The organism is Paenibacillus sp., assembly GCF_031177825.1.
Taxonomy (GTDB): domain Bacteria; phylum Bacillota; class Bacilli; order Paenibacillales; family YIM-B00363; genus Paenibacillus_AE.
The window spans coordinates 12,482-28,036 of record NZ_JAPSKE010000045.1; the positions used below are offsets into that span (position 1 = coordinate 12,482).

Below are 15,555 nucleotides of genomic sequence, written 5' to 3' on the forward strand. Positions count from 1 at the left end.
AAACACAAACAAAGCCTCCGGCGGATGCCGGAGGCTTTCGATGTACGTCTGAAATTAGGCTTGGGCGGACAGCGCGTTTACTTTCTTCGCAAGGCGAGATTTCTTACGAGCTGCGGCGTTCTTATGAAGCAAACCCTTCGTGACCGCCTTATCCAATTTCTTGGTTGCGTTCAGGAGGGCGTCCTTTGCCTTCTCGACGTCGTTCTGCGTCGTTGCCACTTCCGCTGCTTTCACAGCCGTACGCAGCGCGGATTTCTGGGAAGCATTGCGAATGCGACGCTTCTCGCTTTGTTTAACGCGCTTTTCTGCGGATTTAATATTAGGCATGCCGTTTCACCTCCTTGATCGACAACCGGGCAGGGTGTTCCAAAGTCAACTTTTCATATTATAGCTTGGGTTTACGGAAAAATCAACTCTTTTCCAACATCGACTCTTAAACCGCCTGTGCATAACCGATTCCCCCGGGCGGCAAACTACGTTCAGCATACATAGGGAAAGGAGCGAATACTGCGATGGGTTTGGATTTAAGCGCCTACTCGGTAAGGACCGACTTGGCCGTCGAGGCGAGAGAGATGGCTTCGCAGGGGGGACTTCAGTCGATTCCGGGCGTCGATATGGAATCGACGGAAGAAGAGGGCGTCTTCGTTACGAAAATCGATATTTCGACCGAACAAGGCGCGCAAGCGATCGGGAAACGGCAAGGTCACTATTTGACGATCGAGGTGCCCGGCCTCCGGCAGAAGGACTCGGATTTGCAGGATCGGGTGGCGACGCTGTTCGCGAAGCATTTCGAATCGTTCTTGCAGAAAGCCGGCGTGACGAAAGAATCGAAAGTGCTCATCGTCGGACTCGGCAACTGGAACGTAACGCCCGACGCCCTCGGACCGATCGTCGTGGAGAACGTCATGGTGACGCGTCATTACTTCGAGCTGATGCCGGATCAGGTGGCCCCCGGCTATCGCCAGGTGAGCGCCGTCGCGCCCGGTGTGCTCGGCATAACCGGCATCGAGACGAGCGAGATCGTACAGGGCATCGTGGATAAATCGAAGCCCGACGTCGTCATCGCGGTGGACGCTTTGGCGTCTAAAGCGCTGGAGCGGGTGAACACGACGATTCAGATCGCGGACACCGGCATCCACCCGGGCTCGGGCATCGGCAACAAGCGGAAGGGCATTACGCAGGAGACGCTCGGCGTTCCGGTCATCGCGATCGGCGTGCCGACGGTCGTCTATGCGTCGACGATCGTCAATTCGACGATCGAGCTGCTCGCGCAAAACTTCGGCAAGCAGACGAACAATACGAACGCGATTCTAGGGATGCTGCCGAACATGACGGAGCAGGATCGACTGGGCATGGTGCGCGAGGTGCTCGACCCGCTCGGTCACGACCTCCTCGTCACGCCGAAGGAAATCGATCAATTCATCGAAGACATCGCCAACATTATCGCGAGCGGGCTGAACGCCGCGCTGCACGAAGCCGTGGACAACGACAACGTATCGGCGTACACGCATTAGAGGCGAGTAAAGGAAGCCCGGGAGCGTCGTTCTCGGGCTTCTTCCCCGCGTCTATAAATCCGGTTCTATTCTCTCAATCGCCACATAGAGTAGAAATACGAAGAAGATTGAGAGACCGCGTCGGCGGAAGAGGCGCGGCAGAGGAGGAACCGGATTATGGAACGATTGGGTATGCGCATCGCGACGGGAATGGTGACGGCTTGCGTCGTCCTCGGGGCGGCGGGGCTGATCCGCGGACACGCGGAAGTCGCGCCGCTGCAGTCGCTTGGCAACGCGGCCGCCTTCGTCTCGGGATCCGTGCTTACTAGAATGTATATGGAAATTCCCGGCGCGGAGCTCGGTCTGGGAGAGACGCTGCTAGAATCGCGGAAAGGCGCTGCGTCGACGGAAGGGACGAGCTCGGGCGACCCGACGGATACGGAGGCTGTCGGCGGTCCGGCGACGCCGTCCGCAGCCGAGGCGGCGCCCGACGCAGAACACGCGGCGGTCGCAGGCGACAGCGAAGCCGCTACGGCCGGCGCGCTTGCCTCTCCGTCCGCGGACAAGCCCGCCTCGGAGACGTCAACGTCTGCGGCCGCGAAGCCCGCGACGGATCGCAAGCTTGCCTTCATCTACCATTCGCATAACCGGGAATCGTGGTTGCCCGAGCTGAAGGGGACGAGCAAGGACCAGCCGAACGAAGCGTTCGACGCCGACGTCAACGTCTCGATGCTCGGCGCGCGGCTGCAGAAGAAGCTCGAGGAGCTCGGCGTCGGCGCGGTGCACTCGGGGACCGACTACAATACGGCCGTGAAAAACTTCAATTATAACTACTCGTACAAATACTCGAAGACGACGGTGAAGGAAGCGCTGGCGGTCCACGACGATCTTGTCTATCTGCTGGACATACACCGCGACTCTTCGAGGCGGAAGCAGACGACCATCGAGATCGACGGCAAGGCGTACGCGAAGATGTACTTCATCGTCGGGCAAGGCAACCCGGACTGGAAAGAGAACGAGGCGCTGGCGAAACGGATACACGAGAAAATGGAAAAGAAGCTGCCCGGCATATCGAAGGGCATTCTCACGAAAGGGACGAGGCACGGGCACGGCGAATACAACCAGTCGCTGTCCAAGGGGAGCGTGCTTATCGAAATCGGCGGCGTAGACAATACTTTAGAAGAGAGCAACCGCACGGTCGACGCGCTCGCCTCGGTCATCGCGGAATTGACGAAGGACGCGGTGAAGGTCGACGCCGGCGCGGCCGGCGATCATCCGGAGAAAATGTAAGAAAGGGGCGAGGGGAATGAAATCGAGGGGAGCGAAGATCGCAGGATTCCTGGCGTTGATCGCGATCAGCGTCTTCTTCGGGATCGATATCGCCTCGTCCGGGCTCGAGCGCGTCCAGGGGCCGCCCCCGTCGGCGCGACCGGCGGCGGCTTCGGTGGCCGCCGCTCAACCGTCCGACTCTACTCCGGCGGCCGAATCGAACGACGCATCGACGTCCGTGACGCCGCCGTCCGCCGAGGCGCCCGCCGGTTCGGCCGACGTCGCCGCGTCCGCGCCGGCGCTCGTCGAGCCGGTCCAGCATACCGGCGCCATCAACCGGCTGTCGCTCGCGCTCGGCGACGGGCTGCGATACCTCGCGCAAGGCGCGATTCGCTTCATCGCCGACCTCATCGGCGCCGTCCTGCATTAAGCCTTTGCCGTAGACCGATGCTATTGCTATAATAGTGTGGATATAGGCTTAATTATCTACGGGGTGACTTCATGTCTACGATGGATCTGCGGCAAAGCAAGGTTCGGAACTTCTGTATCATCGCCCATATCGACCATGGGAAATCGACGCTTGCCGACCGTATCCTTGAATATTCGGGCGCGGTGCAGCAACGCGAGATGCAGGATCAGCTGCTCGACCAGATGGATTTGGAGCGGGAGCGGGGCATTACGATTAAATTGCAGGCCGTCCGCCTTCAATACAAGGCGGAAGACGGCGAGGTATATACGCTCAACCTAATCGACACGCCGGGGCACGTCGACTTTACGTACGAGGTGTCCCGCAGTCTCGCGGCTTGCGAAGGGGCGCTGCTCGTCGTCGACGCGGCGCAGGGCATCGAAGCACAGACGCTGGCGAACGTATATTTGGCGCTCGATAACAACCTTGAGATTTTACCCGTCATCAACAAAATCGATTTGCCGAGCGCGGAGCCGGAGCGCATCCGCCAAGAGATCGAGGACGTCATCGGCCTCGACGCGAGCGAAGCGGTACTGGCGTCGGCCAAAGCGGGCATCGGGATCAAAGAAATTCTCGAGCAGATCGTAAAGAAGGTACCGCCTCCGGTCGGAGATTCGGAGAAGCCGACGAAGGCGCTTATTTTCGACTCGCACTATGATCCTTATAAGGGCGTCATCGTGTACGTGCGCGTGATGGACGGGGTCATCAAGGCCGGTTCGAAAATCCGCTTCATGGCGACGGAGAAGGAATTCGAAGTGATCGAGGTCGGCGCGTTCCGACCGAGAATGTCGAGCGTGGACGAGCTCCGGGCGGGCGACGTCGGCTTCGTCGTAGCGGGGATCAAGAACGTGAAGGACACCCGCGTCGGCGATACGATCACCGACGCGAAAAACCCGGTCAAGGAACCGCTCGCCGGCTATCGTCGGATCAACCCGATGGTGTTCTGCGGCCTGTATCCGATCGAAACGTCCGACTACGCGGAGCTGCGCGATGCGCTCGAGAAGCTGGAGCTGAACGACGCGTCGCTGCGTTACGAGCCCGAGACGTCCCAAGCGCTCGGCTTCGGCTTCCGCTGCGGCTTCCTGGGGCTGCTCCACATGGAGATCATCCAAGAGCGCATCGAACGGGAGTTCAACATTCCGTTGCTGACGACGGCGCCGAGCGTGGTGTTCATGGTGCATCTGACGGACGGCACGGTGCTCAGCATCGACAACCCGGCCAATATGCCGGAGCAGCAGCGCATCGATCATATCGAAGAGCCGTATGTGAAGGCGTCGGTCATCGTGCCGAAGGATTACGTCGGCCCGATCATGGATTTGTGCCAGAACAAGCGCGGCGACTTCATCGATATGCAGTACCTCGACGCGACGCGCGTGACGCTCATCTATGACATTCCGCTGTCGGAGATCGTCTACGATTTCTTCGATCAGCTGAAGTCGCGCACGAAGGGGTACGCATCGTTCGACTACGAGGTGTCCGGTTATAAGCGATCGAATCTCGTGAAGATGGACATCTTGCTCAATAACGAGAAGGTCGACGCCCTCTCGTTCATCGTCCACCGCGACAACGCGTACAATCGCGGACGGATTCTGTGCGAGAAGCTGAAGGACATTATTCCGCGCCAAATGTTCGAGGTGCCGATCCAAGCGACGATCGGCCAGAAAGTCATCTCCCGCGAGACGGTCAAGGCGATGCGGAAGAACGTCCTCGCCAAGTGTTACGGCGGCGACATCTCGCGGAAGCGCAAGCTGCTCGAGAAGCAGAAGGAAGGCAAGAAACGCATGAAGCAGGTCGGCTCGGTCGAGGTGCCGCAAGAAGCGTTCATGGCGGTGCTGAAGATCGACGAATAGCGGCTGGCGTTGCCCCGGCGGAATCGCGCCGGGGCAACGTTTTTTGGCGGGAGGCCCCGAAGAGGCGAATGATCGGAGGAACTCCGACTACAACTCTTGCTGGCCCCGGTTCATTTTCAAGAAAGGAGGAACTTCCATGAGACAACGGATCGAGACGCCGGAAGCGGTGTATCTTCATATTCCTTTCTGCACGAACAAGTGCCATTATTGCGATTTCAATTCCTATGTGCTGAAGGGACAACCGGTGCACGAGTATCTCGACGCGCTGGAGCGCGAGATGGAGGCGACAGCGAAGGCGGTGCCGCCGGGCGCGATCCGCACCGTCTTCGTCGGCGGCGGAACGCCGACCGTGCTGACGCCCGAACAGATGGAACGGTTCCTGAAGTCGGTTCGGACGTATTTTCCGAATCTCGTCGAGGGGTACGAATTCACGATGGAGGCGAATCCCGGCACGACGGACCTCGAGAAGCTGCAGGCGATGCGCGAAGGCGGCGTCAATCGCTTGTCGTTCGGCGTACAATCGTTCGATTCCGGATTGCTGCACGCGATCGGGCGCATACATTCCGTCGAGGACGTGTACCGGAGCCTCGAGAACGCCCGCGCGGCCGGCTTCGCGAACGTGTCGATCGATTTGATCTTCGGCTTGCCGAACCAGACGATCGCGCAGATGAACGAGACGCTCGACCGGGCGCTCGAGCTGAAGCTGCCGCATCATTCGATCTACAACCTGAAGGTGGAAGAGAATACGCTGTTCCATACGCTCTACGAGCGCGGGGAGCTGCCGCTGCCGAAGGAAGAGGACGAGGTCGAGATGTTCCACGTCATTATGCGGCGCATGCGGGAAGCGGGCTACGAACAGTACGAAATCAGCAATTTCGCGAAGCCCGGCTTCGAGAGCAAGCATAATACGGTGTACTGGCGCAATGAGAGCTATTACGGGCTCGGCGCCGGGGCGCACGGCTACGTCCGCGGCGCGCGCCACGTCAACGTGAAGGGCATTCAACCGTATATCGACGCGACGAAGCAGGGTTTGCCGCTGTTGGAGAAGTTCGACGTCGACCCGGACGAAGCGATGGAAGACTTCATGATGGTCGGGCTGCGGCTGCTGCGAGGGGTCGACCGCGCCGACTTCCGCGCCCAATTCGGGCGCGAGCTCGAGGACGTCTTCGGCGAGACGATCGACCGGCTGCACAGTCAAGGCATGCTGGAGCCGACCGACGGCGGTTGGCGGCTCGCGCCGAACGGCGTGCTGCTCGGCAACGAGGTGTTCGGCGCATTCCTGGGCGCGCACGCGATCGCGTAAGAATGGGGCTTGGTTTACCCACACCAAGGATTCTCTCACAACGTATGTTACGTTGGGAGAGAATCTTTTTTTGCATTGAATGTATTGTGCGTTTATTCAAGTTGTTGTATATTTATTCAATCGAAAACATTACGACGGAAGCGTGGGATGCGCCGTGATCCAGACCGCGGTTTGCCGGAAAGCGACAGTCGACGACGTCGACTTCTTATATGAATTAATTCAAGGGTATGCGGAAAGCGGCATCATGCTGCCCCGCACGAAAGAGATGCTGAGGGAGCAGGCGGACACGTTCGTTGTGGCCGAGATCGACGGACGGATCGTCGGCTGCGGCGCATTGCTGCGTCTCGGCGCGGACCTGGTAGAGGTTCGGTCCCTCGGGCTCGACCCCGAATATAAAGGCCAAGGCATCGGCCGCAAGATCGTCGAGCAGCTCGAGCTGCAGGCGAGAGAATTAGGCGTGCCGAAGCTGATGGCGCTCACGTACGAGGTCGCCTTCTTCGAGCGGAACGGCTTTACGGTCGTGAATAAGGAGATCTTCCCGGAGAAGGTCTGGCGCGACTGCATCCACTGCAAGAAACAACATAACTGCGACGAAATCGCAGTGCTGAAAAGGCTAGATTGACTTGACAACGACCCTCCCGATTCGGTATGTTTGGAGTAGGTTAGCACTCATCGCTAAGGAGTGCTAATCACTCGAACTCCGGGGAGGGTTGTCGTTTGTTATCCGAGCGTCAGAAGATGATTTTGTCGGCGATCGTCGACGATTATATTCGTTCCGCGGAGCCGGTCGGCTCGCGCAGCATATCGAAACGCGGGGACGTTGGATACAGCGCCGCGACGATCCGCAACGAGATGTCGGACCTTGAGGAGCTCGGTTTTCTCGAGCAACCGCATACGTCCGCCGGGCGGATTCCTTCGAACAAGGGGTACCGATATTACGTAGACCACCTGCTGAGTCCCGGTTCGCTGTCTCCCGTGGAGAAAGAATCGATCAAGTCGTTCTTCGAGAACAAGATCCAAGAGGTCGAGGGCGTCGTTCAGCATGCCGCTACGATTCTGTCTAGCATGACGAATTATACGGCGATCGTGCTCGGACCGGAGACTTATAAGACGACGCTCGCGTCGCTTCAGCTCATTCCGCTGAACGAACGATCGGCGGTCGCGATCATCGTCACGAACACGGGACACGTCGAGAATCGTACGGTTACGATACCGGACGGCGTGCCGGTCGGCGAGATCGAGAAGTTCGTGAACGTCATGAACGCGAAGCTGAAGGGCGTGCCGTTGTATCGATTGCGCTCGAAGATGTACACCGAGCTTGTCGCGGAGCTGAGCAAGCATGTGGCCGGCTACGAGGAGCTGCTCGCGGTCGTCGAATCGGTGCTCGAAGGCGACGAGTCGGACCGCCTGTACTTGGGCGGGGCGACGAATATGCTGACGCAGCCCGAGTTCAAGGACGTGGATAAGGTCAAGACGATTCTGGACCTATTCGATCAGACCGAGACGATGCTTCGCATGTTCGCGGCGATGCCCGCCGGCATTCAGGTGAAGATCGGCGGAGAGAACACGCTGGAAGCGATCAATCATTGCAGCATCATCACGGCGTCTTATTCGATCGAAGGACAGCCGGTCGGTTCGATCGGCATCTTGGGCCCGACGCGCATGGATTACCGAAAGGTGATCGCGGTCCTCGATTTATTTACGAAGGATTTAACGAACAGTTTGTCTCGTTGGTACCGATAACGGCCGTCGATGCGCAGGAGACGTTCGTCTCCTGCTTTTTTGCCGCGTTCGCGGCGACGGTTCCCGTCAATCGCGGGGGGGCATACTGGGATATGGATAAGGAGGTGAGAGGCGCATGAAACAGGAGACGGAGAAAGAGCAAGGAACGACCCCGGCGGAGGAGATCGCTATGGAATCCGGCGAGACGTCGGAAGCCGCCGCGGAGACGGTCGAAGCCGAAGTCGTCGAGACAGGCGCTTCGGAGCTGGAAGCCGCCAAGCGTACGGCGGAGGAGAACTACCAACGTTATTTGCGCACGCAGGCCGATTTCGATAACTTCCGGCGCCGCGCGCGAACCGAGAAGGAAGAATTCGCGAAATACGCCTCGCAGAAGCTGATCGAGGGTCTTCTTCCGATCATCGACAATTTCGACCGCGCGATCGCGGCCAGCCGCGAACAGAGCGATTTCGATTCGCTTGCCAAGGGCGTCGAGATGATCCAGCGTCAGCTGGGGCAGCTGCTCGAGAGCGAAGGCTTGCAGGCGATCGAGGCGGTCGGCCAGCCGTTCAACCCCGAGCTGCACCAAGCGATCATGCAGGTGCCTGCCGAAGAAGGCGGAGCGTCGGGCATCGTCGTTGAGGAGCTGCAGAAGGGATATATGCTTAAGGAGAAAGTTATTCGCCCGTCGATGGTGAAGGTCACCGAGTAACGGCGGCGCGGTCTCATTTTCACACACATAGAATACAGTTCGCTTAATCAAGGAGGAAACACGCGTTATGGGTAAAGTTATAGGCATCGACCTCGGGACCACGAACTCTTGCGTCGCGGTCATGGAGGGCGGCGAAGCGGTCGTTATTCCGAACCGCGAAGGCAACCGGACGACGCCTTCGGTCGTAGGCTTCAAGAAGGACGGCGAGCGCATCGTCGGCGAGACGGCGAAGCGTCAAGCGATCACGAATCCGGAACGTACGGTCATCTCGATTAAGCGTCATATGGGGACGAACCATAAGACGACGATCGACGGCAAAGAATTCACGCCGCAAGAAATTTCGGCGATGATTCTCCAGAAGCTGAAGGCCGACGCCGAAGAATATTTGGGCACGTCGGTGACGCAAGCCGTCATCACGGTTCCGGCGTATTTCAACGACTCGCAGCGGCAAGCGACGAAGGACGCGGGCAAGATCGCGGGCCTCGAGGTGCTGCGGATCGTCAACGAGCCGACGGCGGCGGCGCTGGCGTACGGCCTCGAGAAGAACGAAGATCAGACGATCCTCGTCTTCGACCTTGGCGGCGGTACGTTCGACGTATCGATTCTCGAGCTGAGCGACGGCTTGTTCGAAGTAAAGGCGACGAGCGGCGATAACCGTCTCGGCGGCGACGACTTCGACGACGTCATCATGAATCATCTCGTCGCCGAATTCCGCAAGGAGCAAGGCGTCGACTTGTCCAAAGACAAGGCGGCCGTGCAGCGTCTGAAGGACGCAGCCGAGAAGGCGAAGAAAGAATTGTCCACGGTGCTTACGACGACGATCTCGCTTCCGTTCATTACGGTCGTCGACGGCGTGCCGCAGCACTTGGAGATGAATCTGACGCGCGCGAAGTTCGAAGAGCTGGCGGCGGATCTCGTGGAGCGCACGATGGGCCCGACGCGCCGCGCGCTGCAGGATTCGGGATTGTCGGCAGACAAGATCGACAAGGTCGTTCTCGTCGGCGGTTCGACGCGGATTCCGGCCGTTCAAGAAGCCGTGAAGAAGCTCATCGGCAAGGAAGCTTATAAGGGCGTTAACCCGGACGAAGTCGTCGCGATCGGCGCGGCCGTCCAAGCGGGCGTCTTGACGGGCGACGTCAAAGACGTCGTATTGCTCGACGTAACGCCGCTCTCCCTCGGTATCGAGACGGCCGGCGGCGTGTTCACGAAGATGATCGACCGTAATACGACGATCCCGACGAGCAAGTCTCAGGTGTTCTCGACGTACGCGGACAACCAGACGTCCGTCGAAATTCACGTGCTGCAGGGCGAGCGCGCGATGGCGGCCGACAACAAGACGCTCGGCCGTTTCATCCTCGGCGACATCCCGCCGGCGCCGCGCGGCATTCCGCAGATCGAGGTTACGTTCGACATCGATGCCAACGGTATCGTGAACGTCAGCGCGTCCGACAAGGGCACGGGCAAGAGCCAGAAAATCACGATCACGTCCTCCAGCGGGTTATCCGACGAGGAGATCGATAAGATGGTGAAGGAAGCCGAGCGCAACGCGGAAGAAGACCGCAAGCGCAAGGAGCTCGTCGAAGCGCGCAATACGGCGGATCAACTCGTCTACACGGTCGAGAAGACGATCAAGGACCTCGGCGACAAGGTCGACGCGTCCGAGATTCAGAAGGCCGAAGAAGCGAAGGAAGCGCTGAAGAAGGCGCTCGAAGGCGGCAGCCTCGACGAGATCAAGTCGAAGACCGAAGAATTGTCGAACATCGTTCAACAATTGTCCGTAAAGCTGTATGAGCAGATGGGTGCGCAGCAGCAAGCCGGAGGCGCGGACGCCGGAGCGGGCGCCGGCGCATCGGATGCGGGCGCTTCCCGCAAGGACAACGTCGTCGACGCCGACTACGAAGTGGTTGACGATAAAGACAAGTAACGGTTATGATGCAGTAGGTTGAAGCCCAAGTGCGCTTGGGCTTCGCTTTTATTTCGGGTGACGGCGCGGTCCGGATACGGACGCGAGCCGTTTTCTCTATGGGCAGGGGGGTGAACGCGTGGCGAAACGCGACTTTTACGAGGTGCTAGGGGTTCAGAAGGGAGCTTCCGCGGACGAGATTAAGAAGGCGTACCGGAAGCTGGCCCGGGAATACCATCCCGACGTGAACAAGGCGCCGGACGCGGCCGATAAGTTTAAGGAAGCGAAGGAAGCGTACGACGTCTTATCGGACGATTCGAAGCGCGCGAACTACGACCGCTTCGGCCACGCCGACCCGAACCAAGGCTTCGGCGGCTTCGGCGGCGGCGGCGGCGCGGATTTCGGCGGCGGCATCAACGATATTTTCGATATGTTCTTCGGCGGCGGCGGAGGTCGGCGCAACCCGAACGCGCCGCAGCGCGGGGCGGACCTCGAATACCAAATGCAGATCGAATTTAAGGAAGCAGTCTTCGGCAAAGAGACCGACATTACGATTCCCCGTACGGAGACGTGCGACGTGTGCGAAGGGTCGGGCGCGAAGCCGGGCACGAAGCCGGAGACGTGTTCCGTCTGCCGCGGCAGCGGACAGCAAGAAGTGGTGCAGAACACGCCGTTCGGGCGCATCGTCAATCGTCGCGCTTGCGGCAATTGCAACGGCACGGGCAAGATCATCAAGGATCGCTGCAACAATTGCTGGGGCGCAGGCAAGGTGAAGAAGCAACGGAAGATCCACATCCGCATTCCGGCGGGGGTCGACGACGGCGCGCAGCTGCGCGTGTCCGGAGAAGGCGAGGGCGGGATGCGCGGCGGACCTTCGGGGGACTTGTATATCTCGATCCGCGTCAAGCCGCACGAGTTTTTCGAGCGGGAAGGCGAGGATATTTATTGCGAAGTCCCGCTTACGTTCGCGCAGGCCGCGCTCGGCGACGAGATCGAAGTGCCGACGCTGACCGAACGGGTAAAGCTTAAGATTCCGGCAGGCACGCAGACCGATACGTACTTCCGCTTGAAGGGCAAAGGCGTACCGCGTCTTCGCGGCCATGGCCAAGGCGACCAACATGTGAAAGTGGTCGTCGTCACGCCGACGAACTTGACCGAAGAACAGAAGCAGCTGCTTCGCGATTTCGGCGGCATGTCCGGCGAGCGTACGCATGAAAATAACGGGTTCTTCGAACGAATGCGCAAGGCGTTCAAGGGCGATTGAGAGAGGGAGCACAAGCTCCTTCTCTTTTTTTATGCACATATTCGTTCGTCCGCCGGGGGAACTTATGGGGGAACGGGGTTTTCGGATGAAGGGAAGGGCGGCGAAAAGAATGAATCACGAAAAGATCCCGGCGAAAGCCGGCGATTCGGCGACGGCCGAGATCCGGCCGGGCGATACGGGCGCGGCGCAGGCGAATACGGAGATGGAACGTCGCTTCTACGGACGTACGGAGGGCGAGACTCCGGCGGAGGCGGTGGACGTCGCCGAGTTGTTTCGGAACGAGAGTTAAGGGGCAAGCTAACGTCATCCTACGGATGCGGGGTGAGACGAATGACAGACGCGAAAAAACAAGAACGGCAGTTGCCGGTCGGCAAAAACGAGGACGTTGAATTTTCCCGGGAGCTGGCGGACGAAGACGATCTGGAAGCTTTGGAGCGGATGCACGCCGCCGACCGGAGGCAGGAATAGGAGCGGATGCAACGATGGTAAGGCATATTCAGGCGTATTTCAACGAGGAGGACGACGCGGAAGCGGCCGCCACCGATTTGCGGGCGCTTGGCGCGATCGAGGTGACCGCGGACCGGACGCCCGGGGACTTGAACGGACGCTTTCCGGCGGACACGGCGGCCGTCATTCCGATGATACCGCAAAATCAAGGCTCGATGGTCGGAGCCTCATATATGGGGCAGCCGAATAGCGTGCTTCTGCCCGGACTCATGTTCGGGGGCGACTTGCTGCCCGACGGTCTATCCCGCGACGACAGCGGGCAGCCGGTCGTGACGGCCGTCGTCGAGGATCGTCAGTACGACAAAGCCGTCGAAGCGATCGAGCGGCGCGGAGGAAAGATCGGGTAAGGAAGGAGGGGGAACGATGGAAAAGAACATTTTGGCATATTTCAAATCGCCGGAAGAGGCGGAAGGCGCCGCGCAAAAGCTGCATGCGCTTCGCGCGATCGACGTCAGTATCGACCGGATTTCCAAATATCCGGGCGGCGGCGGCGCTCATGCCGAGAATCCGGCTACGGGCGACTTCGGGAGCTTGGCTGCCCTTACGCTTGGAGCGGACGTCGGCGGCAATAGTCCCGGCATCTTAATGGCGGCCGGCACCGACGCGAGCGGGATGAGCGACGGCGGGCAGGGCGGCCCTACCGGACGGGATGTGCTTCTGACGGCCGTCGTGGACGAGGGCGTGCACCGTCAAGCGTTGAGCGTCATCGAGCAAGCCGGCGGGGCTGTGTGAATATTTGCGAGTACGCGCAGGAGGGGCCGATCTCCTGCGCTTTTTTATTTTCTTTGGGAAGTGGTAACAATTTTTACATATCGCAGGTGAAACTTTTCTCGTTGGCTTGCGTCTATTTCACGGAGCGAGAAACACGAGGGAGAGAGATACATGGTAAAGAAGACGGTAGGAATGGCACTTGTACTTTCGATGTTGTTCGGGTTGTTCGGAGCTACGGCATCCGCGGCGCCTACGGCAGCGATGAAGGTGTGGCTGTACGTCAACAAACCCGAGGCGTTCGTCAACGGACAGCAGACGCTGCTGACGTCCCCTGCGACGGTGTCGCCGAACGGCAAGATGTACGTGCCGGTGAAATTTTTAGGCGATACGTTCGGGCTGCCGGTCGTATTCGACGGGCTGACGAATACGATCGCGGTTACGGCCGGGAAGACGAACGTCGCGATCGACTTGACGGCGCGCACGGCGTTGATCGACGGCATGCCGGGGCCGATGGAGCCGACGTTCCTCATTAGTAAGGAAGGCAAGCTGATGGCGCAGCTGACGTGGTTTATGGACCGGATCGGCGCGAAGTACGAATATGACGGTCAGCTGAATCGCGTCGAAGTCGTTTATGTGCCACCGGTGGAGTGGAGCCCAGAGCTTCCCTCCTCGGTGAACGGCAAGCCGATCGCGAAGTTCACGTTCGGCAAGGATACGTATAAGATGGGCGAGCTCGTGAAATACATCGACCTGAGCTACGACGTGGAAGGGGACGGGATTCAGTTCGCCTCTTGGAAGAACAAGCAGGACGCGTTCTTCACCCCAGGGACGCATGAAGTGTCGATGCAGGTGACGGACAGCCAAGGGAACGTCAGCGAATGGTTCACGAAGAACATTACGATTACGAACGAGACGATGTACGACAAAGTCGTCTTCCAGATGCAGCACGCGAAGCTGCAGTCGTTCGTGAAGCTGGAGAAGGCGGACATCGCGAAGCATATCACAAGCGCGACGAAGCTTCCGGTCGCTTCCGTACGCGACGAATCGCGCGAGTTGCTTGTCAGCGACAGTCCCGAGAACATCGTCGAGTACGGCGTCTTGTATCGTGATCAAGTCGAGGGTAAGGCGAGATTGTACGCGAATCATATTAACGAGATGGACGCGGACGTCCAATTCGCCATTATCGCAACGAACCAAGGAACGGAACCGGTCACGATCGAGACGACGCGTCAAGGTGAAGTGTATCCTTCGACCTTCATCAACTTGATCGGTTATCAAGCTTCCGTCGATTTCTTGGTAGGCGATGCGAACAAACCGACGATTACCGTCGAACCGGGCGAATCGAAGGCGTACGCCTACCTTCCGAAGCTGACGAAGGGCCAAGGCATCAATCTGATGTACGATGTAGAGACGAGCGACGAGCTGACGTTCACGTTCGCGGCGATGATGCAGGGCGAACCGATGGAAGCGGCTCTCGGCTACAAGGAGCTCCCTTACGATCGCCACGTGCGCGGGTCGTTCCCGATTTCGGAAGTGCAGTGGGAGGCGGACGCGTCGACGATCTCCGGCGCGAAGAAGTTCACGATCGGCGATAACGCGGACGACAAATACGTGCAAGGGTACGATGTGTTCCGTCAGCAAACTGTAGAGAACTATGGAAACTATGGGGTTGTCTATAACATTCGGGTGAAAAATCCGGGGAAATCGGCTCTCGTTATGCTTGCGCGGGGCGGGATCTATAAGGGGCCGTTGAAAATTAACGGCGAGATGGTTCTCGCGCCGGCTTCCGGGGTCATCACAGCGCTTGACGGGGTGTTCATGCTGTATCGGACGACGGGGAACGAACCGTACTTGGACATCGAACTGACGCCGCCGGCGGGTTCGTACTTGCCGATCGATCTAGTATTGTACCCGTTGAACTAAGCATTCGATTCCACGGCCGTCTGCCATGCGCAGGCGGCTTTTTTCTCTGGAAAAAACTACAATTTGCAATCGGACTCGAAAGTGGGTATACTCTAATCTTGTCGCCGCGAAAAGGCGGCACCGATCAACCCGAAAGCGATCGACGATGGAAAACATTGTCGCTTGCAGGCGAACGATCGGGTATGGTAAAGTATTTATCCGGCCGTGAAAGCGAGTCGGACAAGCAACACCGAGTAAGACAAGCTTGCTCCTTGAAAACTGAACATGAGTCGGAGTTTTTTCGCAGGCGAGGCACTCGCCGAGAAAAAATGTCCAAAGCATATGCTTAAAGTAAGAAAATGCTAGCTTGTAATGAGCGCAGTCGTTTGAACTACCCTTTTTGGAGAGTTTGATCCTGGCTCAGGACGAACGCTGGCGGCGTGCCTAATACATGCA

General features: G+C 58.9%; 16 protein-coding genes and 1 rRNA gene. 16 read left to right on the top strand and 1 reads right to left on the bottom strand.

The annotated features are described in order from the left end of the window. Positions 1 to 54: 54 nt before the first annotated feature. Positions 55 to 327 (bottom strand): 30S ribosomal protein S20, encoded by a 273-nt coding sequence (rpsT, locus tag RIN49_RS27655; protein WP_138193053.1) that lies wholly within the window; start codon positions 325 to 327, stop codon positions 55 to 57. Positions 328 to 512: 185 nt separating this feature from the next. Between rpsT and gpr the strand changes: the two genes are divergently transcribed. The 16 genes from gpr to RIN49_RS27735 all read left to right on the top strand — a co-directional run. Next, positions 513 to 1,514, top strand: a complete 1,002-nt coding sequence (gene gpr / locus RIN49_RS27660; protein WP_309123337.1) for a GPR endopeptidase — start codon at positions 513 to 515, stop codon at positions 1,512 to 1,514. A gap of 156 nt (positions 1,515 to 1,670) precedes the next feature. Then, a complete protein-coding gene (locus tag RIN49_RS27665) occupies positions 1,671 to 2,783 on the top strand; it encodes a stage II sporulation protein P (RefSeq protein WP_309123338.1) in 1,113 nt (370 codons plus the stop codon). Positions 2,784 to 2,799: 16 nt separating this feature from the next. Continuing rightward, positions 2,800 to 3,192, top strand: coding sequence for a hypothetical protein (locus RIN49_RS27670; protein WP_309123339.1), 393 nt, complete (start codon positions 2,800 to 2,802; stop codon positions 3,190 to 3,192). Between the two features lie 71 nt (positions 3,193 to 3,263). Next, positions 3,264 to 5,078 carry a translation elongation factor 4 gene (gene lepA, locus RIN49_RS27675; protein ID WP_309123340.1) on the top strand — a complete coding sequence of 605 codons (1,815 nt, stop codon included), beginning with the start codon at positions 3,264 to 3,266 and terminating at the stop codon, positions 5,076 to 5,078. Between the two features lie 136 nt (positions 5,079 to 5,214). Continuing rightward, the gene (gene hemW, locus RIN49_RS27680) at positions 5,215 to 6,381 is read left to right on the top strand and encodes a radical SAM family heme chaperone HemW (RefSeq protein WP_309123341.1); all 1,167 of its coding nucleotides are present in this window, start codon (positions 5,215 to 5,217) and stop codon (positions 6,379 to 6,381) included. A 154-nt stretch (positions 6,382 to 6,535) separates the two neighbouring features. Beyond that, positions 6,536 to 7,003 (top strand): N-acetyltransferase, encoded by a 468-nt coding sequence (locus tag RIN49_RS27685; RefSeq protein ID WP_375295299.1) that lies wholly within the window; start codon positions 6,536 to 6,538, stop codon positions 7,001 to 7,003. 95 nt (positions 7,004 to 7,098) lie between these two features. After that, complete coding sequence (gene hrcA, locus RIN49_RS27690; protein ID WP_309123343.1) at positions 7,099 to 8,124, top strand: heat-inducible transcriptional repressor HrcA; 1,026 nt, start codon at positions 7,099 to 7,101, stop codon at positions 8,122 to 8,124. 115 nt (positions 8,125 to 8,239) lie between these two features. Next, a complete protein-coding gene (grpE, locus tag RIN49_RS27695; RefSeq protein ID WP_309123344.1) occupies positions 8,240 to 8,812 on the top strand; it encodes a nucleotide exchange factor GrpE in 573 nt (190 codons plus the stop codon). Positions 8,813 to 8,879: 67 nt separating this feature from the next. Further along, on the top strand, positions 8,880 to 10,736 hold the full coding sequence (gene dnaK, locus RIN49_RS27700) for a molecular chaperone DnaK (protein WP_138193061.1): 1,857 nt from the start codon (positions 8,880 to 8,882) through the stop codon (positions 10,734 to 10,736). A gap of 118 nt (positions 10,737 to 10,854) precedes the next feature. Beyond that, on the top strand, positions 10,855 to 11,979 hold the full coding sequence (gene dnaJ / locus RIN49_RS27705) for a molecular chaperone DnaJ (protein ID WP_309123345.1): 1,125 nt from the start codon (positions 10,855 to 10,857) through the stop codon (positions 11,977 to 11,979). 109 nt (positions 11,980 to 12,088) lie between these two features. Then, positions 12,089 to 12,268 carry a hypothetical protein gene (locus RIN49_RS27710; RefSeq protein ID WP_309123346.1) on the top strand — a complete coding sequence of 60 codons (180 nt, stop codon included), beginning with the start codon at positions 12,089 to 12,091 and terminating at the stop codon, positions 12,266 to 12,268. A 41-nt stretch (positions 12,269 to 12,309) separates the two neighbouring features. After that, on the top strand, positions 12,310 to 12,447 hold the full coding sequence (locus tag RIN49_RS27715) for a YfhD family protein (protein ID WP_309123347.1): 138 nt from the start codon (positions 12,310 to 12,312) through the stop codon (positions 12,445 to 12,447). Between the two features lie 14 nt (positions 12,448 to 12,461). Beyond that, the gene (locus RIN49_RS27720) at positions 12,462 to 12,833 is read left to right on the top strand and encodes a hypothetical protein (protein ID WP_309123348.1); all 372 of its coding nucleotides are present in this window, start codon (positions 12,462 to 12,464) and stop codon (positions 12,831 to 12,833) included. A gap of 16 nt (positions 12,834 to 12,849) precedes the next feature. Beyond that, positions 12,850 to 13,218 carry a hypothetical protein gene (locus tag RIN49_RS27725; RefSeq protein WP_309123349.1) on the top strand — a complete coding sequence of 123 codons (369 nt, stop codon included), beginning with the start codon at positions 12,850 to 12,852 and terminating at the stop codon, positions 13,216 to 13,218. A gap of 150 nt (positions 13,219 to 13,368) precedes the next feature. Then, positions 13,369 to 15,120 carry a stalk domain-containing protein gene (locus tag RIN49_RS27730; protein ID WP_309123350.1) on the top strand — a complete coding sequence of 584 codons (1,752 nt, stop codon included), beginning with the start codon at positions 13,369 to 13,371 and terminating at the stop codon, positions 15,118 to 15,120. Between the two features lie 376 nt (positions 15,121 to 15,496). Beyond that, positions 15,497 to 15,555, top strand: a 16S ribosomal RNA gene (locus RIN49_RS27735); the annotation flags it as partial.

Bases quoted from the DNA above. Each gene is read 5' to 3' on its own strand.
- RIN49_RS27720 (WP_309123348.1), top strand. From the start codon at position 12,462: ATGGTAAGGCATATTCAGGCGTATTTCAACGAGGAGGACGACGCGGAA.
- RIN49_RS27730 (WP_309123350.1), top strand. From the start codon at position 13,369: ATGGTAAAGAAGACGGTAGGAATGGCACTTGTACTTTCGATGTTGTTC.
- grpE (WP_309123344.1), top strand. From the start codon at position 8,240: ATGAAACAGGAGACGGAGAAAGAGCAAGGAACGACCCCGGCGGAGGAG.
- hemW (WP_309123341.1), top strand. From the start codon at position 5,215: ATGAGACAACGGATCGAGACGCCGGAAGCGGTGTATCTTCATATTCCT.
- RIN49_RS27715 (WP_309123347.1), top strand. From the start codon at position 12,310: ATGACAGACGCGAAAAAACAAGAACGGCAGTTGCCGGTCGGCAAAAAC.
- RIN49_RS27710 (WP_309123346.1), top strand. From the start codon at position 12,089: ATGAATCACGAAAAGATCCCGGCGAAAGCCGGCGATTCGGCGACGGCC.
- rpsT (WP_138193053.1), bottom strand. From the start codon at position 327: ATGCCTAATATTAAATCCGCAGAAAAGCGCGTTAAACAAAGCGAGAAG.
- lepA (WP_309123340.1), top strand. From the start codon at position 3,264: ATGTCTACGATGGATCTGCGGCAAAGCAAGGTTCGGAACTTCTGTATC.
- RIN49_RS27725 (WP_309123349.1), top strand. From the start codon at position 12,850: ATGGAAAAGAACATTTTGGCATATTTCAAATCGCCGGAAGAGGCGGAA.
- gpr (WP_309123337.1), top strand. From the start codon at position 513: ATGGGTTTGGATTTAAGCGCCTACTCGGTAAGGACCGACTTGGCCGTC.
- RIN49_RS27670 (WP_309123339.1), top strand. From the start codon at position 2,800: ATGAAATCGAGGGGAGCGAAGATCGCAGGATTCCTGGCGTTGATCGCG.
- dnaK (WP_138193061.1), top strand. From the start codon at position 8,880: ATGGGTAAAGTTATAGGCATCGACCTCGGGACCACGAACTCTTGCGTC.
- RIN49_RS27665 (WP_309123338.1), top strand. From the start codon at position 1,671: ATGGAACGATTGGGTATGCGCATCGCGACGGGAATGGTGACGGCTTGC.